Annotated in this window: 17 protein-coding genes and 6 tRNA genes; 12 read left to right on the plus strand and 11 right to left on the minus strand. The window is 35.2% G+C overall.

Features of this window, described 5'->3' with window-relative positions; all coding sequences use genetic code 11:
• Window positions 1–39: 39 nt before the first annotated feature.
• From PFY09_RS18865 to PFY09_RS18885, 4 genes are all read left to right on the plus strand, one after another.
• Window positions 40–753, plus strand: a complete 714-nt coding sequence (locus PFY09_RS18865; protein WP_185209135.1) for a 3-ketoacyl-ACP reductase — start codon at window positions 40–42, stop codon at window positions 751–753.
• A gap of 734 nt (window positions 754–1487) precedes the next feature.
• The gene (gene prmA / locus PFY09_RS18870) at window positions 1488–2315 is read left to right on the plus strand and encodes a 50S ribosomal protein L11 methyltransferase (protein WP_271160733.1); all 828 of its coding nucleotides are present in this window, start codon (window positions 1488–1490) and stop codon (window positions 2313–2315) included.
• Between the two features lie 72 nt (window positions 2316–2387).
• Window positions 2388–3230 carry an SH3 domain-containing protein gene (locus PFY09_RS18875; protein ID WP_271160734.1) on the plus strand — a complete coding sequence of 281 codons (843 nt, stop codon included), beginning with the start codon at window positions 2388–2390 and terminating at the stop codon, window positions 3228–3230.
• Window positions 3231–3673: 443 nt separating this feature from the next.
• Window positions 3674–4996 (plus strand): ISAon1 family transposase, encoded by a 1323-nt coding sequence (locus PFY09_RS18885; RefSeq protein WP_456298846.1) that lies wholly within the window; start codon window positions 3674–3676, stop codon window positions 4994–4996.
• Window positions 4997–5177: 181 nt separating this feature from the next.
• On the opposite strand, the gene PFY09_RS18890 is transcribed toward PFY09_RS18885, so the two are convergent.
• The 4 genes from PFY09_RS18890 to PFY09_RS18905 form a co-directional block, all read right to left on the minus strand.
• Window positions 5178–5247, minus strand: a tRNA-Thr gene (locus PFY09_RS18890).
• Window positions 5230–5511, minus strand: coding sequence for a GIY-YIG nuclease family protein (locus PFY09_RS18895; protein ID WP_333781130.1), 282 nt, complete (start codon window positions 5509–5511; stop codon window positions 5230–5232). Before PFY09_RS18895 ends, PFY09_RS18890 begins: the two co-directional genes overlap by 18 nt.
• Before the next feature lie 21 nt (window positions 5512–5532).
• Window positions 5533–5606: transfer RNA gene (locus PFY09_RS18900), tRNA-Arg, on the minus strand.
• A gap of 8 nt (window positions 5607–5614) precedes the next feature.
• Window positions 5615–5689: transfer RNA gene (locus PFY09_RS18905), tRNA-Pro, on the minus strand.
• A gap of 168 nt (window positions 5690–5857) precedes the next feature.
• On the opposite strand from PFY09_RS18905, the gene PFY09_RS18910 reads away from it, so the two are divergent.
• Window positions 5858–6094 carry a hypothetical protein gene (locus tag PFY09_RS18910; protein ID WP_271160735.1) on the plus strand — a complete coding sequence of 79 codons (237 nt, stop codon included), beginning with the start codon at window positions 5858–5860 and terminating at the stop codon, window positions 6092–6094.
• A gap of 575 nt (window positions 6095–6669) precedes the next feature.
• Here the strand turns inward: PFY09_RS18910 and PFY09_RS18915 are convergent.
• The 4 genes from PFY09_RS18915 to PFY09_RS18935 all read right to left on the minus strand — a co-directional run bounded on the left by PFY09_RS18915 (window position 6670) and on the right by PFY09_RS18935 (window position 8449).
• Window positions 6670–7992, minus strand: coding sequence for an ISAon1 family transposase (locus PFY09_RS18915; RefSeq protein ID WP_456298847.1), 1323 nt, complete (start codon window positions 7990–7992; stop codon window positions 6670–6672).
• A 155-nt stretch (window positions 7993–8147) separates the two neighbouring features.
• Window positions 8148–8221 (minus strand) — tRNA-Arg (locus PFY09_RS18925).
• Between the two features lie 50 nt (window positions 8222–8271).
• Window positions 8272–8346: transfer RNA gene (locus PFY09_RS18930), tRNA-Pro, on the minus strand.
• An 18-nt stretch (window positions 8347–8364) separates the two neighbouring features.
• A tRNA-Ser gene (locus PFY09_RS18935) sits at window positions 8365–8449 on the minus strand.
• Window positions 8450–8585: 136 nt separating this feature from the next.
• Here PFY09_RS18935 and PFY09_RS18940 point away from each other — a divergent pair.
• The 4 genes from PFY09_RS18940 (at window position 8586) to PFY09_RS18955 (ending at window position 13328) form a co-directional block, all read left to right on the plus strand.
• On the plus strand, window positions 8586–9614 hold the full coding sequence (locus PFY09_RS18940; RefSeq protein ID WP_271160736.1) for an N-acetylmuramoyl-L-alanine amidase: 1029 nt from the start codon (window positions 8586–8588) through the stop codon (window positions 9612–9614).
• A 71-nt stretch (window positions 9615–9685) separates the two neighbouring features.
• A complete protein-coding gene (gene aspA, locus PFY09_RS18945; RefSeq protein ID WP_108411751.1) occupies window positions 9686–11086 on the plus strand; it encodes an aspartate ammonia-lyase in 1401 nt (466 codons plus the stop codon).
• An 82-nt stretch (window positions 11087–11168) separates the two neighbouring features.
• Window positions 11169–12023, plus strand: coding sequence for a glycosyltransferase family 2 protein (locus PFY09_RS18950; RefSeq protein ID WP_271160737.1), 855 nt, complete (start codon window positions 11169–11171; stop codon window positions 12021–12023).
• 237 nt (window positions 12024–12260) lie between these two features.
• Window positions 12261–13328, plus strand: a complete 1068-nt coding sequence (locus PFY09_RS18955; RefSeq protein ID WP_271160738.1) for a hypothetical protein — start codon at window positions 12261–12263, stop codon at window positions 13326–13328.
• Here the strand turns inward: PFY09_RS18955 and PFY09_RS18960 are convergent.
• Window positions 13321–14820: a lipopolysaccharide biosynthesis protein gene (locus tag PFY09_RS18960; protein ID WP_087712064.1), complete on the minus strand. Its 1500-nt coding sequence runs from the start codon at window positions 14818–14820 to the stop codon at window positions 13321–13323. The genes PFY09_RS18955 and PFY09_RS18960 overlap by 8 nt on opposite strands.
• 6 nt (window positions 14821–14826) lie before the next feature.
• A complete protein-coding gene (locus tag PFY09_RS18965; RefSeq protein ID WP_271160739.1) occupies window positions 14827–15618 on the minus strand; it encodes an FkbM family methyltransferase in 792 nt (263 codons plus the stop codon).
• A gap of 287 nt (window positions 15619–15905) precedes the next feature.
• Between PFY09_RS18965 and hpt the strand changes: the two genes are divergently transcribed.
• From hpt to obgE, 3 genes are all read left to right on the plus strand, one after another.
• Complete coding sequence (gene hpt / locus PFY09_RS18970; protein ID WP_076392149.1) at window positions 15906–16460, plus strand: hypoxanthine phosphoribosyltransferase; 555 nt, start codon at window positions 15906–15908, stop codon at window positions 16458–16460.
• A 138-nt stretch (window positions 16461–16598) separates the two neighbouring features.
• Entirely contained in the window at window positions 16599–17180 is a 582-nt protein-coding gene (locus PFY09_RS18975; RefSeq protein WP_076392151.1) for an adenylate kinase, read from the plus strand.
• 80 nt (window positions 17181–17260) lie between these two features.
• The gene (obgE, locus tag PFY09_RS18980) at window positions 17261–18244 is read left to right on the plus strand and encodes a GTPase ObgE (protein WP_076392153.1); all 984 of its coding nucleotides are present in this window, start codon (window positions 17261–17263) and stop codon (window positions 18242–18244) included.
• Window positions 18245–18308: 64 nt separating this feature from the next.
• Here the strand turns inward: obgE and PFY09_RS18985 are convergent, their stop codons facing one another.
• Complete coding sequence (locus PFY09_RS18985; RefSeq protein WP_271160740.1) at window positions 18309–19934, minus strand: T9SS type A sorting domain-containing protein; 1626 nt, start codon at window positions 19932–19934, stop codon at window positions 18309–18311.
• Window positions 19935–19950 lie beyond the last annotated feature (16 nt).

Here is a 19950-nt window from a genome sequence, read left to right on the forward strand (position 1 = left end):
TTCGTAAATTTGCATCAACGAATAAAAAATTCTTTAAAAATGGATATAAACGGAAAAAATGCCATCGTTACAGGAGGCGGAAGAGGATTGGGAAAAGCTGTGGCTTTAGCTTTGGCAAGTGAAGGAGTAAATGTAGCCATCACGGGAAGAAATGAAGAAAACCTTAAAATGGTAGTCGATGAAATCCAGAAACTGGGAGTAAAATCGGCTTACGCAGTTTTCAGTATTGATAATGAAATCCATGTAAAAGCAGGAATCGAGTCTATTGCGGAGCAATTGGGAGGTGTTGATATTTTAATTAACAACGCAGGGATCGGAGATTTCGGTTCTATCGAAGAAATGCCTTCCGAAACCTGGGAACAGGTGATTAAAACCAATCTTTTCGGGGTATATTATGCGGCAAAAGCAGTTTATCCTTTCATGAAAGAAAAAGGAGAGGGGGATATTGTAAACGTTGCATCTACGGCAGGTTTGAAAGGCGGACCGAATATGTCGGCTTATGCAGCCTCAAAAGCAGCAGTTGTTTCCCTGTCTCAGTCGATGATGGCAGAATGGAGAAAACAGAATATTCGTGTGATTACCTTAACGCCGAGCACGATTGCTTCAGATATGTCGATTCAGGGAGGTTTAACAGACGGAAATCCTGATAAAGTTCTTCAGCCGGAAGACTTTGCAGAGTGGGTAAGAGATATTTTAAAAATGAACAGAAGAGCGTTGATCGCAAACGGTTCTATTTTCTCTACCAATCCATAATTGGTTTAAAGTTTAAAGTTTTGAGTTCTGGATTTTTTTCGGACTCAAGATATAAAACAATTGTAAAAGCGGACTTCGGTTCGCTTTTTTTCTGCGGGAAATCTGTCATTCTGAACGGGAACGAAGTGAGAGTGAAGAATCTCTAATCAATAAACAACAAATTTTTCTTCCGTCAGAAATCGAGATTCTTCCTTCGTCAGAATGACAAAGTAAGCGTGTCGCCTTCGCTGAGTGAAATGCCCTTGCGAACGAAAAATATTCTCAATAATTTCAAAGAAACCTTTGCGCCTATTGCGTTTAAAAAGAAACCATTAAGAAAACATTTAAGCAGTTAAGAAGAATTAAGAATTTTGCAGGCAAACTGAAGGATAAGCTTAAAAATAATTAGGATGTAATAAAAATTTCTCTGTGTGCTTATTTAAGTGAACGCCTTAGCGAACTTAAAAATGTGCAGTAAGTTTTTAAAAGAAAATCTTCGCGCTCTTTGTGTTAAAAACAAGAACAGCAATGTTTTAGTAAATAAAAAAGATAGATTCTTCCTTCGTCAGAATGACAAAGTAAACGTATCATCTTTGCTGAGTGAAACGCCTTTGCGAACGAAGAATATGCAGTACACTATTAAGAAAATCTTCGCGGACTTTGCGTTAAAAACAAAACTAATCGCTTTAAAAACAAAACCAGCAATATTCCAATAAATCAAAAAAGTAGTTTTATTTTTGCAACAAATTATTCACATGCAAAATTATTTAGAATTCGATTTCAAAATCACACCGCTTCAGCCGTGGAACGAAATATTAATGGCAGAACTTATTGAGATAGGTTTCGACAGTTTTACGGAAGAAATCAACGGTATTTTTGGATATATTCAGAAAGATTTATTTAATGAAGAAGAGCTGAAATCTCTGCCGCTTTTTCAGAATGATGAGGTAAAAATTGAATACACTTTTAAGGAAATGCCGAATATCAACTGGAATGAAGAGTGGGAAAAGAACTTCGAACCGATTAATATTGATGATAAAGTGCTTATCAGAGCAGAGTTCCATGAATCTGTTCCGGGGATGCATGAAATTGTTATTCAGCCGAAAATGTCTTTCGGAACAGGGCATCATCCGACAACGCACCTGATGATCCAACAGATGATGGATATTGATTTTAACGGTAAAAAAGTTCTGGATATGGGTTGTGGAACGTCGGTTCTGGCAATTTATGCAAAACAGATCGGAGCCGGAGAAACCAAAGCGATTGATATTGATGAATGGTCGGTGGAAAACTCCAAAGAAAATGCAGTAAGAAATAATGTAGAACTGGATATCGAGCTGGGAACTGCAGAAAATTTAGGCAAAGAACATTACGATATTATTTTGGCAAACATCAACAGAAATATTTTAATTTCAGACATTCCGACGTATGTTTCTGTACTAAATGAAGGTGGAAAATTACTGCTTTCCGGATTGTGTTTCTTTGATGTAGATGATATTCTTGAAGTGTGTAAGGAAAACGGTTTAACGCTTACAAAAAAACTTCAGAGAGAAGAATGGGTAAGCTTGCTGCTTGAAAAATAAATAATCACATTTTTCACTTAGCTTAAACCTCAATCTTAGCCTTAATCTTAACCTCAGTTTTAACCAAATCTTATGAAAACCTTTTTCACCATTCTGTTTGTATTCGTTGTTCAGATTTTCTCTGCGCAGGAAGACGATTACGTGTACGCAAACGGAGTTTTCGATTTTGAAGAAAATAAAACACAGAAAATATTCACGGACTGGACGAGGATAAGACAGTCTCCGAATATTACTTCTCCAATTTTGGATTCTTTGCAGAGCAATCAGCAGATTTTAATTCTCAAAAAAGACGAAACGATCCTTCAATTAGGCGAAAGAAGAGCGAACTGGTTTAAAATTTCTTATCAGAAAGGCGATACAACTTCCGAAGGTTACGTTTGGGGTGGAAATCTTTGTGTAGGATACAGAAATAAGAATGGTTACGATTTTCTTTTCGGTTTCACTAAAACATTAGCGAAGAAAAATCCTGATTTTAACGGAACCATTCAACAAAATTACGCTTCTGTAAAAGTTATGGAAGAAAATACACTGATTGATGAGGTTTCCTTTGAAACAGGTTCGGGAGAAAGTTTAAGTTACGGAAGTTTTGTAATGGAAAGCAATCATAAGCTGAAAAATGTTGAACTGACTTTAAAAGCCACTGTTTCAGGTGAGGCTTGTGGAATTCCAAGTTATGATCAATATATTTTGTTTAGAAATAAAAAGCTGATAGCTTTACCTCAGTTAATGAGCGTTGGTGATGCCGATGTTTATTACCATTCTGAAGAATTTGTCTTCCCGAATGACAAAGGCGGAATTTCCAATGCTTTCATCTTTAAAATGGAAGAAATGGAAAAGGATGAAAAAGACCGTGAAAAGAAGAAGAAAGCTTCTAAAACATATATTTGGGACGGGAGTTCTTATCGTTTGAAGTAAAGTCAAAATAGGTTGTCAAAAGTCAAACTATTTGACTTTTGTCATTCTGAGAGCAGCGAAGAATCTCTAAAATCAAATAATTAAGATTCTTCACTATATTCAGAACTTACTTTATTTGTTTAAGGTTATAATGTAACTGTAAGTTATTTTTAATTTCTCATTGCAATATTCCATAATTATTATTTCCTCTTTTTCATAAAAAGAAGGAAATAATAATTTGCAAATTTATATAAATCTCAATATATTTTTTAAAACTCTTGAGAAAGTAATTGCTTTTTGTCTTTTTTTTAAATTATTTTCCTTTATAAGTTTTTGTATTCTTTGTTCTACATAAAGTTTTACTTGTTTCTTTGTCATAAATTTGTTTTATTTATTTCACAAAGATTTGTCGGATCAGGCTCAAAAGTTGGGGGGGGAATGTTAAGTAGTTTTATCTTTGCATAATGCTAAGCGATCAAGAACTTCTTAAATTGTTACTTCCTGAATTTTTAGTTGAACACTTTGATATCCTCAAAGCAGAAACTCATGATGCAGAACTTCATCTTTATTTTGAAGAAAAAAGCAGTATTCCTCATGAATTTAAAGAAAGACAGCTGGAATCGAAGGGCTTTTTACCTGAAATCATTATAGATGATTATCCATTACGGGGTAAAATCGTAAAACTTCATGTGAAAAGAAGAAGATGGACTGATAAATCCTCTGGTGAAATCCTTCAAAGAGACTGGCAGCTGGTAGCGAAAGGAACACGCATGACAAAGGATTTAGCAGGCTTCTTAAAAAAATTAGCCGACACTAAAGCTCTTCCCCTAAAAGTCATAGCAGAATTTTTCGGGATCAAAGGCAAGACCTTTCAGAGGCAATACAAGAATAAACTCAGCGGGTATCATAGCTGGGAACAGAAACGACACGCAGAAGACTGGATCATTTACCCTGAAAATCTCTCATCATCTTTATCCTTAGATGAAGTGGCACTCTCTGACGGAGAACTCTACACGCTGCTTACCTCCAAGACTGCACGAGGCAGGAAAGGAAGCATTGTTGCTATCATAAAAGGTACCCAGAGTGATTTTGTCATCACGCATCTTTTAAAAATCAGCAGAAAACTTCGGATGAAGGTAAATGAAATTACTTTGGATATGGCGGGTTCCATGAAGCGTATTGCCCAACGCTGCTTCCCTGGTGCAACACAGGTAATTGACCGCTTTCATGTTCAGAAGCTGGCTACAGAAGCCCTTCAGGAAATCAGGATCAGACATCGTTGGGATGCTATTGAAATGGAAAATACGGTAACGCAAGGACTGGAGGAAGAAAAAAACTCAGGTACAGAAATATTTGAAAACGGTGATTCACGCAAACAGCTTTTAGCAAGAAGCTTGTATTTGCTTTATAAAAGCCGTGAAAAATGGACACTTTCCCAAAAACAAAGAGCTGCTATTCTTTTTGCTCAGTATCCCGATCTGGAGAAAGCATATCAATTGACCGATGGACTGCGAAAGATTTATAATCAGAATATTCCAAAATCATTGGCGATGACTAAACTGGCGCATTGGTTCAAAGAGGTGGAAGAAGCAGATTTTAAATCTTTTTCTACCTTAAGAAAAACAATAATGAATCATTACAGGGATATTTTAAACTATTTTCATCAAAGAAGCACCAATGCCGCTGCGGAATCCTTCAATGCCAAAATCAAAAACTTTAGATTACAGCTTCGTGGAGTAAAAGACAGAACTTTCTTTCTATTTAGATTAACTAAACTTTTTGCATAGCCCCCAACTTTTGCGATTGATCCGATTTGTCTTTTAATTTATTGTCTATCAGAGTGAACTGAAAAAAAATAAAAAATATAGTTATTAATTTATAGTGTGATGCTAATTGTAATAGGTGGATTATGCATTTTTTGCAAAAAATGTATTAAAAAACCTCATAACAAAAGCTATGAGGTTTCTGTGAGCGCGAAAGGATTCGAACCTTTGACCGTCCCGATAACAATCGGGATGCTCTATGTGGCTGAACTCTCAATTAGCTTTTGAATTTTGGAACTGCTTTTCCATGATTTTATTTCCTGTTCTCTTTTATAAGCATCATTCTTAGAATTAAAAATTTCTGAATAAACGATTATCCAGTCTTTAGCTTTTGAAGTAAAGCCTTTATGATCCGATAAATGTTTCCTTAATCTTTCCTGTAAAATTTCACAGGAATGTCCGACATAATATTTATTTAAAGATTTAGAAAAAAGAATATAGCAGTAGCACATAAAATTAATATAAACAAAAAACCTCATAACATTGTTATGAGGTTTAAGTGAGCGCGAAAGGATTCGAACCTTTGACCGTCTGCTTAGAAGGCAGATGCTCTATCCAGCTGAGCTACGCACCCTAAAATTGTCGGGGCGGCAGGATTCGAACCTGCGACCTCCTGGTCCCAAACCAGGCGCGATGACCGGACTACGCTACGCCCCGATTGAGGTCATCTTTTTAACAAGAATTACCTTGTTTTTTGTGGTTGCAAATGTATAACCTTTTTTTGAATTATGAAAGTAAAATTGAAATAATTTTCTATTAAATTTTTCAATGTCCTTTTTTATTATCTTTACCTTATTAGTAACCATTATTTTAGATGAAATTTAAATGAAAAAGAAACTTTTGCTTTTATTCCTTATTTTCCTTATTATTTCATTTATTTTTAATTTTTATATTGAACAAAAGCTGTATGAAACTTTTTCAAAAATAAAAAGAGAAGACATCATGAGTTTAGATCATCATTCCAATAAAAATTTCTATCAATACGGAATTGAAAATATAGGTGAAAATTTACAGCAGGAATTGGTAGAAATGAAAATTGATGAATGCAGACTGAATGTCTGAAAAGATTTATTTTACATATTTCAGGATAAAGTTGTTTATATCGGAAATGGTAAAAAAAGCTTAATGATAAAGGTTGGTTATCATTTTTATGGGACTGTGTTTTATATCAAAGGATTTCAGAACATCTAAATTCATAATTCTGCGGAGCAAAACATAATGTGAGAGTTAAAAGCTAAACTAAAACAAATGACCATTACTAAGTTACGTATAATTGATTGGTATGACGATATTATTACATCAGTAGTTTCGTTTGAAAAGGAGGTGTATTTATTTCATTGTATTGACAAGAACTTTAAAACTCATGAGAAGACATACTATTGCGTGAAGATCGATGAAATATCATTCTTGCGGATTGAATCAATTCTGGTAAACCTTAAGAGGTTTAAGAGAAAAGAGTGGAATGTTATTAATGACATTTTTAGAAGTAATAATAAAAAAGAGAATGTTTTTTTAGTAAAATCAACATCTTATCAATAGGTGAAAAAATTGTTTTTCATGAATTAGAAGCTTCGGATTTGTTAAGGGAAATTAAATTTCCATTTGATGTTTCTGGGATCAATCGCAAAAGTTGGGGGCTATGCAAAAAGTTTAGTTAATCTAAATAGAAAGAAAGTTCTGTCTTTTACTCCACGAAGCTGTAATCTAAAGTTTTTGATTTTGGCATTGAAGGATTCCGCAGCGGCATTGGTGCTTCTTTGATGAAAATAGTTTAAAATATCCCTGTAATGATTCATTATTGTTTTTCTTAAGGTAGAAAAAGATTTAAAATCTGCTTCTTCCACCTCTTTGAACCAATGCGCCAGTTTAGTCATCGCCAATGATTTTGGAATATTCTGATTATAAATCTTTCGCAGTCCATCGGTCAATTGATATGCTTTCTCCAGATCGGGATACTGAGCAAAAAGAATAGCAGCTCTTTGTTTTTGGGAAAGTGTCCATTTTTCACGGCTTTTATAAAGCAAATACAAGCTTCTTGCTAAAAGCTGTTTGCGTGAATCACCGTTTTCAAATATTTCTGTACCTGAGTTTTTTTCTTCCTCCAGTCCTTGCGTTACCGTATTTTCCATTTCAATAGCATCCCAACGATGTCTGATCCTGATTTCCTGAAGGGCTTCTGTAGCCAGCTTCTGAACATGAAAGCGGTCAATTACCTGTGTTGCACCAGGGAAGCAGCGTTGGGCAATACGCTTCATGGAACCCGCCATATCCAAAGTAATTTCATTTACCTTCATCCGAAGTTTTCTGCTGATTTTTAAAAGATGCGTGATGACAAAATCACTCTGGGTACCTTTTATGATAGCAACAATGCTTCCTTTCCTGCCTCGTGCAGTCTTGGAGGTAAGCAGCGTGTAGAGTTCTCCGTCAGAGAGTGCCACTTCATCTAAGGATAAAGATGATGAGAGATTTTCAGGGTAAATGATCCAGTCTTCTGCGTGTCGTTTCTGTTCCCAGCTATGATACTCGCTGAGTTTATTCTTGTATTGCCTCTGAAAGGTCTTGCCTTTGATCCCGAAAAATTCTGCTATGACTTTTAGGGGAAGAGCTTTAGTGTCGGCTAATTTTTTTAAGAAGCCTGCTAAATCCTTTGTCATGCGTGTTCCTTTCGCTACCAGCTGCCAGTCTCTTTGAAGGATTTCACCAGGGGATTTATCAGTCCATCTTCTTCTTTTCACATGAAGTTTTACGATTTTACCCCGTAATGGATAATCATCTATAATGATTTCAGGTAAAAAGCCCTTCGATTCCAGCTGTCTTTCTTTAAATTCATGAGGAATACTGCTTTTTTCTTCAAAATAAAGATGAAGTTCTGCATCATGAGTTTCTGCTTTGAGGATATCAAAGTGTTCAACTAAAAATTCAGGAAGTAACAATTTAAGAAGTTCTTGATCGCTTAGCATTATGCAAAGATAAAACTACTTAACATTCCCCCCCCAACTTTTGAGCCTGATCCTGTTTCTGTTCTGTATGAAGTTTGAGTGATGTAGATTGATGGGTAAAAAATATAAAGTTAATATAAACAAAAAACCTCATAACAAAAGCTATGAGGTTTTTGTGAGCGCGAAAGGATTCGAACCTTTGACCGTCTGCTTAGAAGGCAGATGCTCTATCCAGCTGAGCTACGCACCCATTATAAAGTTGATTCCCGCTTAGTTAGTAGATAAGCGCGTTAAAAAAAGTCGGGGCGGCAGGATTCGAACCTGCGACCTCCTGGTCCCAAACCAGGCGCGATGACCGGACTACGCTACGCCCCGAAAAGATATATAGAAAAGCGGAGGGTAAGGGATTCGAACCCTTGCGACACTTTCGCGTCGACAGTTTAGCAAACTGCTCCGTTAACCACTCCGGCAACCCTCCTGTTTATCTTATTTTTTAATGATCGTTGTTCCTTTATTGCGAGTGCAAATATAGAACAGATTTCTTTATTTACCAAATATTTTTCAAGAAAAATTTGTGTATTTTTGAGGTAATAAACAACAAAAAAAGTAAACAAATGCGTAATACATTATATATCATCGGATTAAGTTCTTTGATTTTTTCCTGTACTTCTCAGCAAAATGCAAAAAAAAAACAATACATCCCGAGAACCCCTTCAGTACAGCCGAAAACAGCAGGGCAGACTTCAGCTAATGATAAGCCAAAACCAAAAATCACTTCCGATCATGGAGTAGAATTTTTTACGACCAATATTGCGGATATTACTAAAAATGACAACACCGCAAGTTATGGTTCTATTGTTTCTGCAAAACCCGCAGGTTATAAAGTGGTGAAAACTTACTTTCCGGCAATTGCACAGAATTTCAGACAGCGATATTTAATCTTACATTATACAGCTTTACCGGATGATAAATCCATTACCGTATTATCTCAGCAGGCGGTAAGTGCACATTATCTTGTAAATAATACAGGAGATAACGAAATTTATCAGTTGGTAGATGAAAATAAGCGTTCGTATCACGCCGGAGTAAGCGCTTGGAGAGCCGATAAAAACCTTAATGATACATCTATCGGAATTGAGATTGTAAATTCAGGATTCACCACAGATGCTGCAGGAAAAAGAACTTTCATGCCTTTTGATGATGCTCAGATGAAAAAAGTAGCCGCTTTGGTGAAAGATATTGTGGCGAGATATAATATTCCGGCAACCAATATTCTGGCACATTCAGATATTGCCCCTACAAGAAAACAGGATCCGGGACCTTTATTTCCATGGAAAAAATTATACGACGAATACCAGATCGGAATGTGGTATGATGATGCCGTGAAGCAAAGTTTCTATGATCTGGCAACATCTACGGATTTCCAGTCAAAATACAACGATCCGACGTTTATTTTTAATGTTCAGACGCAGTTGCAGAAATTCGGGTATGCCTTGGATCTGAGCGGGAAATGGGATGATGCTACGAAAAAAACAATAGAAGCATTTCAATATCACTTCAGACCGCAGAATTACGACGGAATAATGGACGCGGAAACCTTCTCCATATTGCAGGCTTTAAACGTAAAATATCCTACAAAATAAATAAGGAAAGCGCATCGGTTTCGGTGCGTTTTTGTTATCTTTAAAGTCTCAAAATAATTAAAAAATCTGTAATGGAAAATTTCAGGAAAGAAAGCGATTTGCTGGGAGAATTAGAAGTTCCGGTGAATGCTTATTATGGAGTACAGACGCAAAGAGCGATTAATAATTTTAAAATTTCAGGACAGCTTTTATCTTCATATCCGGAGTTCATTAAAGGGTTGGCTTTCGTAAAAAAAGCGGCAGCTAAAACCAATTATGAGCTGGGTCTGCTGGATGAAAATTTATATCATACCATTGCTGAAGTTTGTGATGAATTAATAAACGGAGAACTGCACGACCAGTTTCCGGTGGATATGATTCAGGGTGGGGCAGGAACTTCCATCAACATGAACGCCAATGAAGTAATTGCCAACCGTGTTCTGGAGAAACTCGGGAAAAATAAAGGACAGTATGAATTCTGTTCACCCAATGACCACATCAATCTTTCCCAGTCTACCAACGATGCTTATCCTACGGCAATTAAAATGGGACTGCTTCAGATGAACATTTCTCTTGTAGAAAAACTGGAGAAAATCGTTGAAGCTTTCAGATCGAAAGGAAAAGAATTTCAGGATGTTATCAAAATGGGAAGAACGCAGCTTCAGGATGCGGTTCCAATGACTTTGGGACAGGAATTTGAAGCCTTTGCAGCTACTTTGGAAGAAGATATTTCTAAATTAAATAATAACGCCAATCTTTTTGTAGAAGTTAATATGGGTGCCACTGCGATCGGGACAGGAATTAATGCTCCGGTTGGATATGCAACACTCTGCGCGAAAAATTTAGCGCAGTTAACAGGTTTTCCTGTCGTTTCAGCGCCGGATCTGGTGGAAGCTACACCGGATACAGGTTCTTATGTGATCTATTCATCCGCAATGAAACGTCTTGCTGTGAAATTATCAAAAATCTGCAACGATTTAAGATTGCTTGCTTCAGGACCGAGAGCAGGATTGTCGGAAATCAATTTACCTCCGATGCAGCCGGGATCATCTATTATGCCGGGAAAAGTAAATCCTGTGATTCCGGAAGTGGTTAATCAGGTTTGTTTTAAAGTGTTCGGAAATGATCTTACGGTAACTTTTGCAGCAGAAGCAGGACAACTGCAGCTCAATGTAATGGAACCTGTACTTTCTCACGCGATCATGGAAAATATTCACTTTTTAGGCAATGCTTTGGATACACTCCGCGAAAAATGTATCGTCGGAATTACGGCAAATAAAGAAGTCTGCCTGAATATGGTGAAACACAGCATCGGAATTGTAACCGCCTTAAATCCTTACATCGGCTACAAACAATCGACAGCGATTGCCAAAGAAGCTTTGGAAACAGGAAAAAGTGTGTACAATTTAGTATTGGAAAAAGGACTGCTTTCTCAGGAAAAACTGGATGAAATCCTTGATCCTAAAAATATGCTGAAACCCCACAACAAATAATAGTAACGATAAGCGATAAATGATTAAAATCTAACCCGATTTTATCAGTTATCGCTTATTATTCATCATTTATATTTTTCTTTTGAGATTTTTAATCATCATTCCTGCGCATAACGAAGAAAACAATCTTCCTTTTGCATTAGATTCTTTACAACGGCAGAGTTTTAAGGATTTTAAAGTAGTGGTCGTTAATGACGGTTCTACAGACGGAACTTCGGAAGTCATCAGAAAATATACAGATCATGATTCAAGATTTGAAACGATTGATCTTCAGAAATCTGCGCACCAACCCGGTTCAAAAGTAGTCAATGCTTTTAAAAACGGCTTGAATACTCAGAATATAGAGGATTTTGAAATCATCTGTAAATTTGATGCGGATGTCATTTTACCTGAAAATTATCTTGAAACGGTAGAAAATGCATTCAGAAATAATCCGAAATATGGATTGGTCGGCGGTTTACTGTACGTTGAAAAAGACGGAGAATGGATTTATGAAGGAAATTCCAACAAACATCATGTTCGTGGTCCGATGAAAGCGTACCGAAAAGAAAGTTTTATCGGGATGAAAGGCATTCGTGAAACTTTGGGATGGGACAATATCGATGCCATTTTACTGGAAAATCTTGGGTGGAAAGAAGTTGTTCTGCCGGAACTTCACGTGAAATTAATTAAAGTAAAAGGAGCTGATTATACCATAAAACCCGCAGATTACTATGGAAGATATTTTTATTTTTTAGGACTGAACCGGTTTTTAGCCTACATCGCTTCCTCAAAAGAAGCAGCGAAAAGCAAATCGGCTGCATTTTTCTTTTCAATCATTAAATCGTATGAAAACTGCCGTTCTCAGAAATTGGAACTGAAAATTTCAAAAGAGGAACAGAGAGTCATCAACAATCAGCGCTGGAATATGCTGAAGAAAAAATGGCTGAAAATGTAATTAATTAAATAAAATGTGGTTGTCCGCAATTCGTCATTATTAAAAAAACTTTGGGTTCTCTGCTGAGTGAAACGCCTTTGCGAGCTTAAAAGCGGTTAATATTTAAAAACTCTTGCGAACTTTGCGTTAAAATTAAGCATTATGATTAATTAAGTATAAGCAAAAATAAAATCTATTCAATAGAAACGGATTTTAGTCCGTTTAACAAAATATAAAATTAGCCTAAACGTTAGAATTTTGAAAAAAATAGCCTACATAGAAATTGATACCCACGCGGAAATTGCTCAGGATTTTATCAATGTGATGAGCGGTTCCGGAGAATTTACCGTAGATTATTATTTTTCAAAAAAGATAAAAGATCAGATCATTGAATCCGGAGAGAACATTTTTCTGTCGGACAGTTCAATGATTTTGGATCAGCTGAAATTACAAAGATATGATGTAATTATTATCGGAACGGTTCACCGTTATTTCAACACCTTTCTTGCGATTGTAAAAAAATACAATGCTTCCGTGATCGTTCACAACATGAACTTTATGAAATCTTCAAAGTTCAGCCTCATCAAAAGTATTTTCAAAGAAGATCAGATATACAGACTGAAATTGTTGTGGAAAGAAGGTCTGTTAAACTCATCAAAAGTCTATCAGACAGCAAAAAAGCTATTGGTTTTGGATGAAGAGTTGAGTTCTGAAAGGTATAAATTCTTGCCTCTTTTTTACACTAAAAATTTTAAAAAACCGGAAAATAAAGTGTTAACTATTGTTATTCCGGGTGGAGTTTCCCAGCAAAGAAGAGATTATAAAAGAGTTTTTTCAGTCATAAACAATCTTGAAAAGTTAAATAAACATTCAGATCCTGAAAATAAATTCATTGAATTTGTCTTTTTAGGAAGAGCAAAAAATGAAGAATTAAAAGATATTATAGATCTGGAACGTTCATTGAAATATATCAATATTACATATTTTTCAGAGAGGGTTACTCAAACCGATTTCGAAGACTGGATGCAGAAAGCGGACGTTTTGTGGTGTCCTATTCAGCAGAAAACTACGTTTTTCAGTCAGGAAGAAATTTATGGCAAAACAAAAATGACGGGAAATCTTGGAGATGCCATCAAATTTGGAAAACAAGCTGTTTTTCCTTCAAATTATGCTTCAAAATTAGATTTTATTGTTCCTGAGCAAAAAGATATTCTGGAGCAGTTTAAATTACTCAAAAACAGTCAATTCGACTTTCAAAAAGAATTCAATAAAAAATCTGTTCAGCAAAAACTCGAAAAGCTATTAAACGAATTAATTTCTATTTAAATTTAAAAATACTTTTGATGAAATTTCTGTTCAGATAGTCTTCAACAGGGAAAATCTTGGTAAAATAATTTCCGATAAAAATCAGGATCAGCACAACGGCGGGTTTGTAAATCATGTTGATGAAATTACTTTCAAAATTCGGCAAAACAATCGCAACCGTAACCGCTAAAGTACAGATAATGGATACAAAAATCATTTCAATCGTTAAAGGAGAAACTTTAAACATTACATAGTTGAAAATAATCTTAATGACATTGTAGGTGGTAAGAGAAATCGCTGTAGACAGGGCAATTCCGCTTAATTTAAGATCTGTGTTTTGTAAAAAGTAAAGATTTAAGAGTATGGTGAGTCCTGCTAATAAAAGCATTACAACAATATTAAATTTATAATATTTTGAAAGGGAAATAATGTTTCCGTTGAAGCCCGTTGCTAAATCGACCAGAACCGCAGATCCCCAAATCCACACAACCGGTTGATATTCTCTTAAAAGAATCCCGTTTTTAGGCATAAAATAAGTAAGATAAGGAAACCCGATGATGATGCATGAAAACAGAACTGCTCCCAGAAAATACAAAGTGAGGGATGTTTTCTTATGAAATTTATCCAGACCTTCCATATCTCCGTCTGCAAGGTTTTTACTGATGATAGGTGCTGAAATATTAAATAAACCTAATTGGGGTATCGATATTAGTGAAATTAAAGCATACAGTGTAGAGTAAATTCCGTTTTCTTCCATCCCCAGAAATTCCCCAATCATAAAATTGTTGATGGCTAAATAATTTCCAAAAGTTCCTAAAAACCCGAAAAAACTATAAGCGGCGAACTCTTTGTAAAAGTTATCTTTTTTGAAATAATCTGTACTGAAATCCAGATTTATTTTTTCCAGTTTATTGGTGTAAAAAATATATCCAAAAAACATAAGAGCAAACATTCCGAAAAAGAAAATCAATGCGATTTTTTCAGGAATAGTTGAAGGCTCTGTGTACCGTGATGCTAAATATATAAAAATAAGAAAAGCACCCAGATTGGCAATTTTTGGAAAAAGATTGTCAAAAATATTAGAAACGACTATTCTTTTGTAATTTGAAATATATTTATTAAAAATTGCACAAAAAGAAAGAGTTAAAGTAAGTGGCAGAATGATGTTTTTAATTTTCCATGCTTTGGTATTCTTAAATTCCGGAAAAAAATAGGGAATCAAAAAGAAGATACACAGAAATATAGCAAAATTAATGACCACAGCAAGCAGAGATAATGAAAGCATGTTTTGCTTTTTTCCGTCTTTATCTACTTTATGGAAAAATTTTACATTAGCATAAGAAATCCCGAACACAACGAAAGGAACGAACATTTCTGCGGTTGGCATGATATATCTTAAAGTTCCGTAGAACTCAAGATTATTCATGAAAATAAATATTGAAACGGTTCCCAGTAAAAAACCAATATACCCAATGATGGAATATTTAAAGCCCTGCCTTGCTACTACACTCATCTTTTATTAGTTTTTCGGAATAAAAATAATGTTGTTGATGTATTCTGTTTTATTTTTTTCGTCGCTGATGTTTTTTAAAAGAATTTCTTCCGTTAATTTTTTAAGCTCAAAAGTGTGCCTGTTCAGATAGTTTGCATCATAACCCCAGGATTCAACTTCTGAGATCTCTTCCCAGATCGGAGTCTGGTGATGTCTCTGTTCCATTTCTACCATTAACGTCGGTGAAAACTGTTTAATAATCTGCTTCGCACCTTGAAGTGTTTTCATTTCATTGCCTTCCACATCAATTTTAATAAAATCGAGTCTGCTGAAATGCTCAATTGCCGCCCATTCGTCGAGTTTTATTACTTTTACTCTTTCGGTGTAGCTCTGTTCTTCGCCTTTTTCCTTGTAGTCTGTATTCAGGGTTCCTCTTGAAGCAACGATTTTTCCGTTGATGATCGGAACTTTAAATTCAGCCGTTGTATTTTCGTCAGACAGTGCCAAAGGAAAAATCCGCATTGCCGGAAATAACCTTTTCAGACGATGATACAGTTTTTTATTGGGCTCAAAAGCATAGATGTTCTCATGATCCAGCTTATTTTCAAGCTGATAAAGGAAGCTTCCTACATTGGCTCCGATATCAAAGATTACTGCATTTTTAGGTAAGAATTCTTTAATCCAAACCAATTCCGGTTCTACATTTCGCGACGAAAAATTATCTTTGGTAAGATTGTTTAAGGTTTTAAAATATCTTTTTTTATAAAAATTCGGGCTTATATATTGCAGCTTCTCAGCAATTCTTTGGTACAGAGACATTGTAAGGTTTTTGGACTAATCAGCAAATATAAGAAAAAAGGTTAAAACAATGTTAAAATAATGCGATTGTAAATATTTGATTTTTAACATCTTGGGTAATTTTAAAATTTAGTTTTAATTTTAAGTGAATTCTTTTGTCTTTCGGTAGGATGATTTCAAATGTTTCTAAGGCATTCTGTAGTAACGCATTGAAAATATAGAGCTCAATGATTTTAAAAACTCTTCATCTTTATCCATTAAAAACTTTCGTCAAAAATCCGTAACTTTGCCAACTACTAAAATTTTTTATGGAGAGTATTAAAGTTCACGACAAAACTTTTGTTCCTTATCTGGAGGATGCCGAGATTCAGGAGATTGTAAAAGCTACGGCTTTAAAGATTTATGAAGATTATAAAGATGAAGTTCCTGTTTTTATAGGTGTTTTGAATGGGGTGATTATGTTCTTCTCAGACCTTTTGAAGCATTATCCGGGACCATGCGAAATTGCTTTCATCCAGATGAGTTCTTACGTGGGAACAGAATCTACAGGAATTGTTTACCAGAAAATGGAACTGACGAAGGATGTAAAAGACCGTCACATCATTCTGGTAGAAGATATTGTAGATACCGGAAATACCGTAGAAAGTCTTTTCAAGTATTTTAACGAGACGCAGCGTCCTAAATCTGTAAAAATAGCTTCATTCTTACTTAAACCTGAAGTATATAAGAAGGATTTTAAGCTGGATTATATCGGGAAAGAAATTCCAAACAAATTTGTTTTAGGGTACGGTTTGGATTATGATGAATTAGGAAGAAACTTACCCAATTTGTACCAGTTAGAAGACGGACAAATCAATCATTAAAACGCTGTTGGCTATTAGCTGATAGCTTTTAGCTTAAAAGTAAAATAAAGAAATAAATTTAATAATAACTTAAAAACAGCTAAAAGCAGGAAGCAGGCCGAAAAAAGCAGTGCCGATTGCCGGAAGCAAAACAACATTATGATAAACATCGTTCTGTTCGGTCCTCCAGGAAGTGGAAAAGGAACACAAGCACAAAACCTGATCGAGAAATTCAATTTAAAACAAATCTCAACAGGTGATCTTTTCAGATTCAACATGAAAAATGATACCGAGCTTGGAAAATTGGCAAAATCTTACATTGATAAGGGAGAATTGGTTCCGGATCAGGTAACAACAGATATGCTGATCGATGAGATCAGAAAACCTACCGATGCAGCAGGATTTATTTTCGACGGTTATCCGAGAACGGCTGTTCAGACGGAAGCATTGGAAAAAATAGTGAAAGAAGAACTGAATGATGAAATTGATGTATGCCTTTCTTTGGTGGTTGAAGATTCAATTTTGGTAGACCGATTGCTGAAAAGAGGAGAAATCAGTGGAAGATCAGACGACAGCAACGTAGAGATCATCCAAAACAGAATAAAAGAGTACTACGCAAAAACAGCAGAAGTAGCCGAGCTGTACAAGCAGCAGGGCAAATATGTTGAGATCAATGGTGTCGGAGACATCAATGAAATCTCTGAAAAACTTTTCGCTGAAGTAGAGAAGTTTCAAAAGTAAAAATTTTTGATTCAAGGTTCAAAGTTCCAAATTCAAGGTTAAAACTTTGAACCTTCAACATAAAACCTTGAATTAAAATTATGTCAAATTTTGTAGATTACGTAAAGATTCATTGTAAAAGCGGTCATGGAGGAGCAGGTTCTGCGCATCTCCGCCGTGAAAAATATATTCCTAAGGGCGGTCCGGATGGAGGAGACGGAGGTAGAGGAGGCCACGTCATCATGAAAGGAAATGCCAACGAATGGACTTTACTTCCTTTGCGTTACACGCGACACGTAAAAGCGGAGCGTGGTGAAAACGGAGGAAAAAATCAGTTAACAGGAGCTTACGGAGCCGATGTTTATATTGAAGTTCCTATCGGAACGATTGCTAAAAATGAAGATGGCGAGATCATCGGTGAAATTCTGGAAGACGGTCAGGAAATTATCCTGATGGAAGGAGGAATGGGAGGAAAGGGAAATGAGCACTTCAAATCTTCTACCAACCAGACTCCAAGATTTGCGCAACCGGGAATGGACGGACAGGAAGGATACGTTGTTTTTGAGCTTAAAATCCTTGCGGATGTAGGTCTTGTAGGGTTTCCGAACGCAGGAAAATCTACGTTGTTATCCTCCGTTTCTGCGGCTAAACCTAAAATTGCAGATTATGCTTTTACCACTTTAACCCCTAATTTAGGAATTGTGGATTACAGAAATTATAAATCTTTTGTAATGGCAGATATTCCGGGGATTATTGAAGGAGCAGCTGAAGGAAAAGGTTTGGGACACCGTTTTTTAAGACATATTGAAAGGAATTCTATCCTGTTGTTTTTAATTCCGGCTGATTCTGAAGATCATTTTCAGGAATTTAAGATTCTTGAAAATGAATTAAAGGAATACAATCCTGAATTGCTGGATAAAGATTTTATTATTTCCATCTCAAAATCCGATCTTCTGGATGAAGAGCTGAGGAAAGAAATTTCCGCAGAATTTCCCGAAAACAGACAGCCTTTATTTTTCTCAGGCGTTACCGGAGAAGGTCTTATGGAACTGAAAGATGTGATCTGGAAGAAATTACATGGATAGGATTTAACCGATACTAAAATATAAAAGGAGAAACGCTTTGTTTCTCCTTTTTTAGTGTTCGTAATTATTTTTTTATAAACTTTTTCGTTGTTTTTCCTTCTTTAGTTTCGATGGTAATGAGATATGATCCCGAAGGAATATGTTTAATATCAATTGTATTTCCATTCAATACGGTATTAATTTTCTTCCCCGAAATATCATAAACATTTACATTTTCAACTTTCAAAGTGGATTGAATCGTTAAAAAATCAGAAGCGGGATTAGGATAGATATCTATAGAGCCTTGTTGTTGGTATTTTGTTAAATCAAGTTTTAAAGAAATTTGTTTTTGATTTTGTGTTTTTGTTTGCTTTACTACCGTTGAAGGACAATCTTCTATTGTCGCAAGAAACTTTGAATTATACATAACGAATGAATCTGGAAGCATTAAAATATAATTTTTTGCTTTCATTGTAATATCTTTATTATCATGAATTATGTAATTAGTATGTGTTGTAATCTTGTCTCCTGCTTGATAAGTAAAATATACATTAGGTTCGGTAATAAGATCAAAAACAGGTGGGCAAGAATCATTTCCAGTAATAAGCAATGAAGGTAAAGTTTTTGTAGTAGTTTTTCCTTGAAGATTCACAGCATCAAGGATTACACTACTTCCTCCGTAAACATCCGGGTTATAAATCTTACTTAGATATCCTCTATTATCATAACTTATATAAATATCATTGTATTTATTTCTTTGAATAGCATAACATTCTAAATTTGAATTATTGTAAATTTGATTATATACAACGGATGTAGTCGAATTAAGCATATCTATTGCTAAAATACTCCCTGTTGCATTATTGCCTACATAAAGAATAGATGCGTCTTTATTAAATTCTGTAACTGTGGGATGTAAACTTGAAATTGTCAGCAAATAATCGTTTGTTACTTTTCCAATTGAATTATTATATGACATTACCTTAGATTCATGTAAAGATCCTAACCATACAGCAAGGCTTATGTAATTCGAAAAGCTTGAATTAATAGTAGGTGAAGAAGTTACTTTAGAATTGTAATAATTTATAGGGGCGGTAATATTCATATTACTTACGGACGGAACACTATGCAACCCTGTATTATCCACCAAATAACTATACATCTTAACATCCATTGGAAAACATACCCAAACAGATTTTCCATCTGCGTGAGGGACAACAGTTACACCGTAAGATGCATAGGAATTTCCCATATCGTTATAAAGCGTTACATTTTTTTGTCCATCAACAACTTTACCTAAAGGAACTCCATTACTTACAGCTCCTAAAGACATATCAACAAGCGAATAGGAAACTGCATCATACGGAAAATTACTTACAAAAACGTAATATTGACTTGGTTTTCCAGGGTGTTTTACAATAGATACCTGCCAAGGATTTATCCCATTATTAATACCCAAACCATTTTCCATCACCTGATGTTCTCGATTTCTTATTTGGCTACCATCTGTATAAAACAATAAATTGCCATTATTATCACTTACTGTTCCACTCGCCCACATACTGCCTCTTTGACTATCTACTAGAGTTGTTGTTGTACCATCAAACCTTACATAAGCATAGTTTCCAAAATACCAATTGTTATTTTCACCTTGTGAAAACATCAGTATCGGGAATAAAGCCATTATAATTGTTATATAAAACTTTTTCATGTTCTTAATTTTATAT

This window comes from Chryseobacterium gambrini, assembly GCF_027920505.1.
In the GTDB taxonomy this organism is placed as follows: Bacteria; Bacteroidota; Bacteroidia; order Flavobacteriales; family Weeksellaceae; genus Chryseobacterium; species Chryseobacterium gambrini.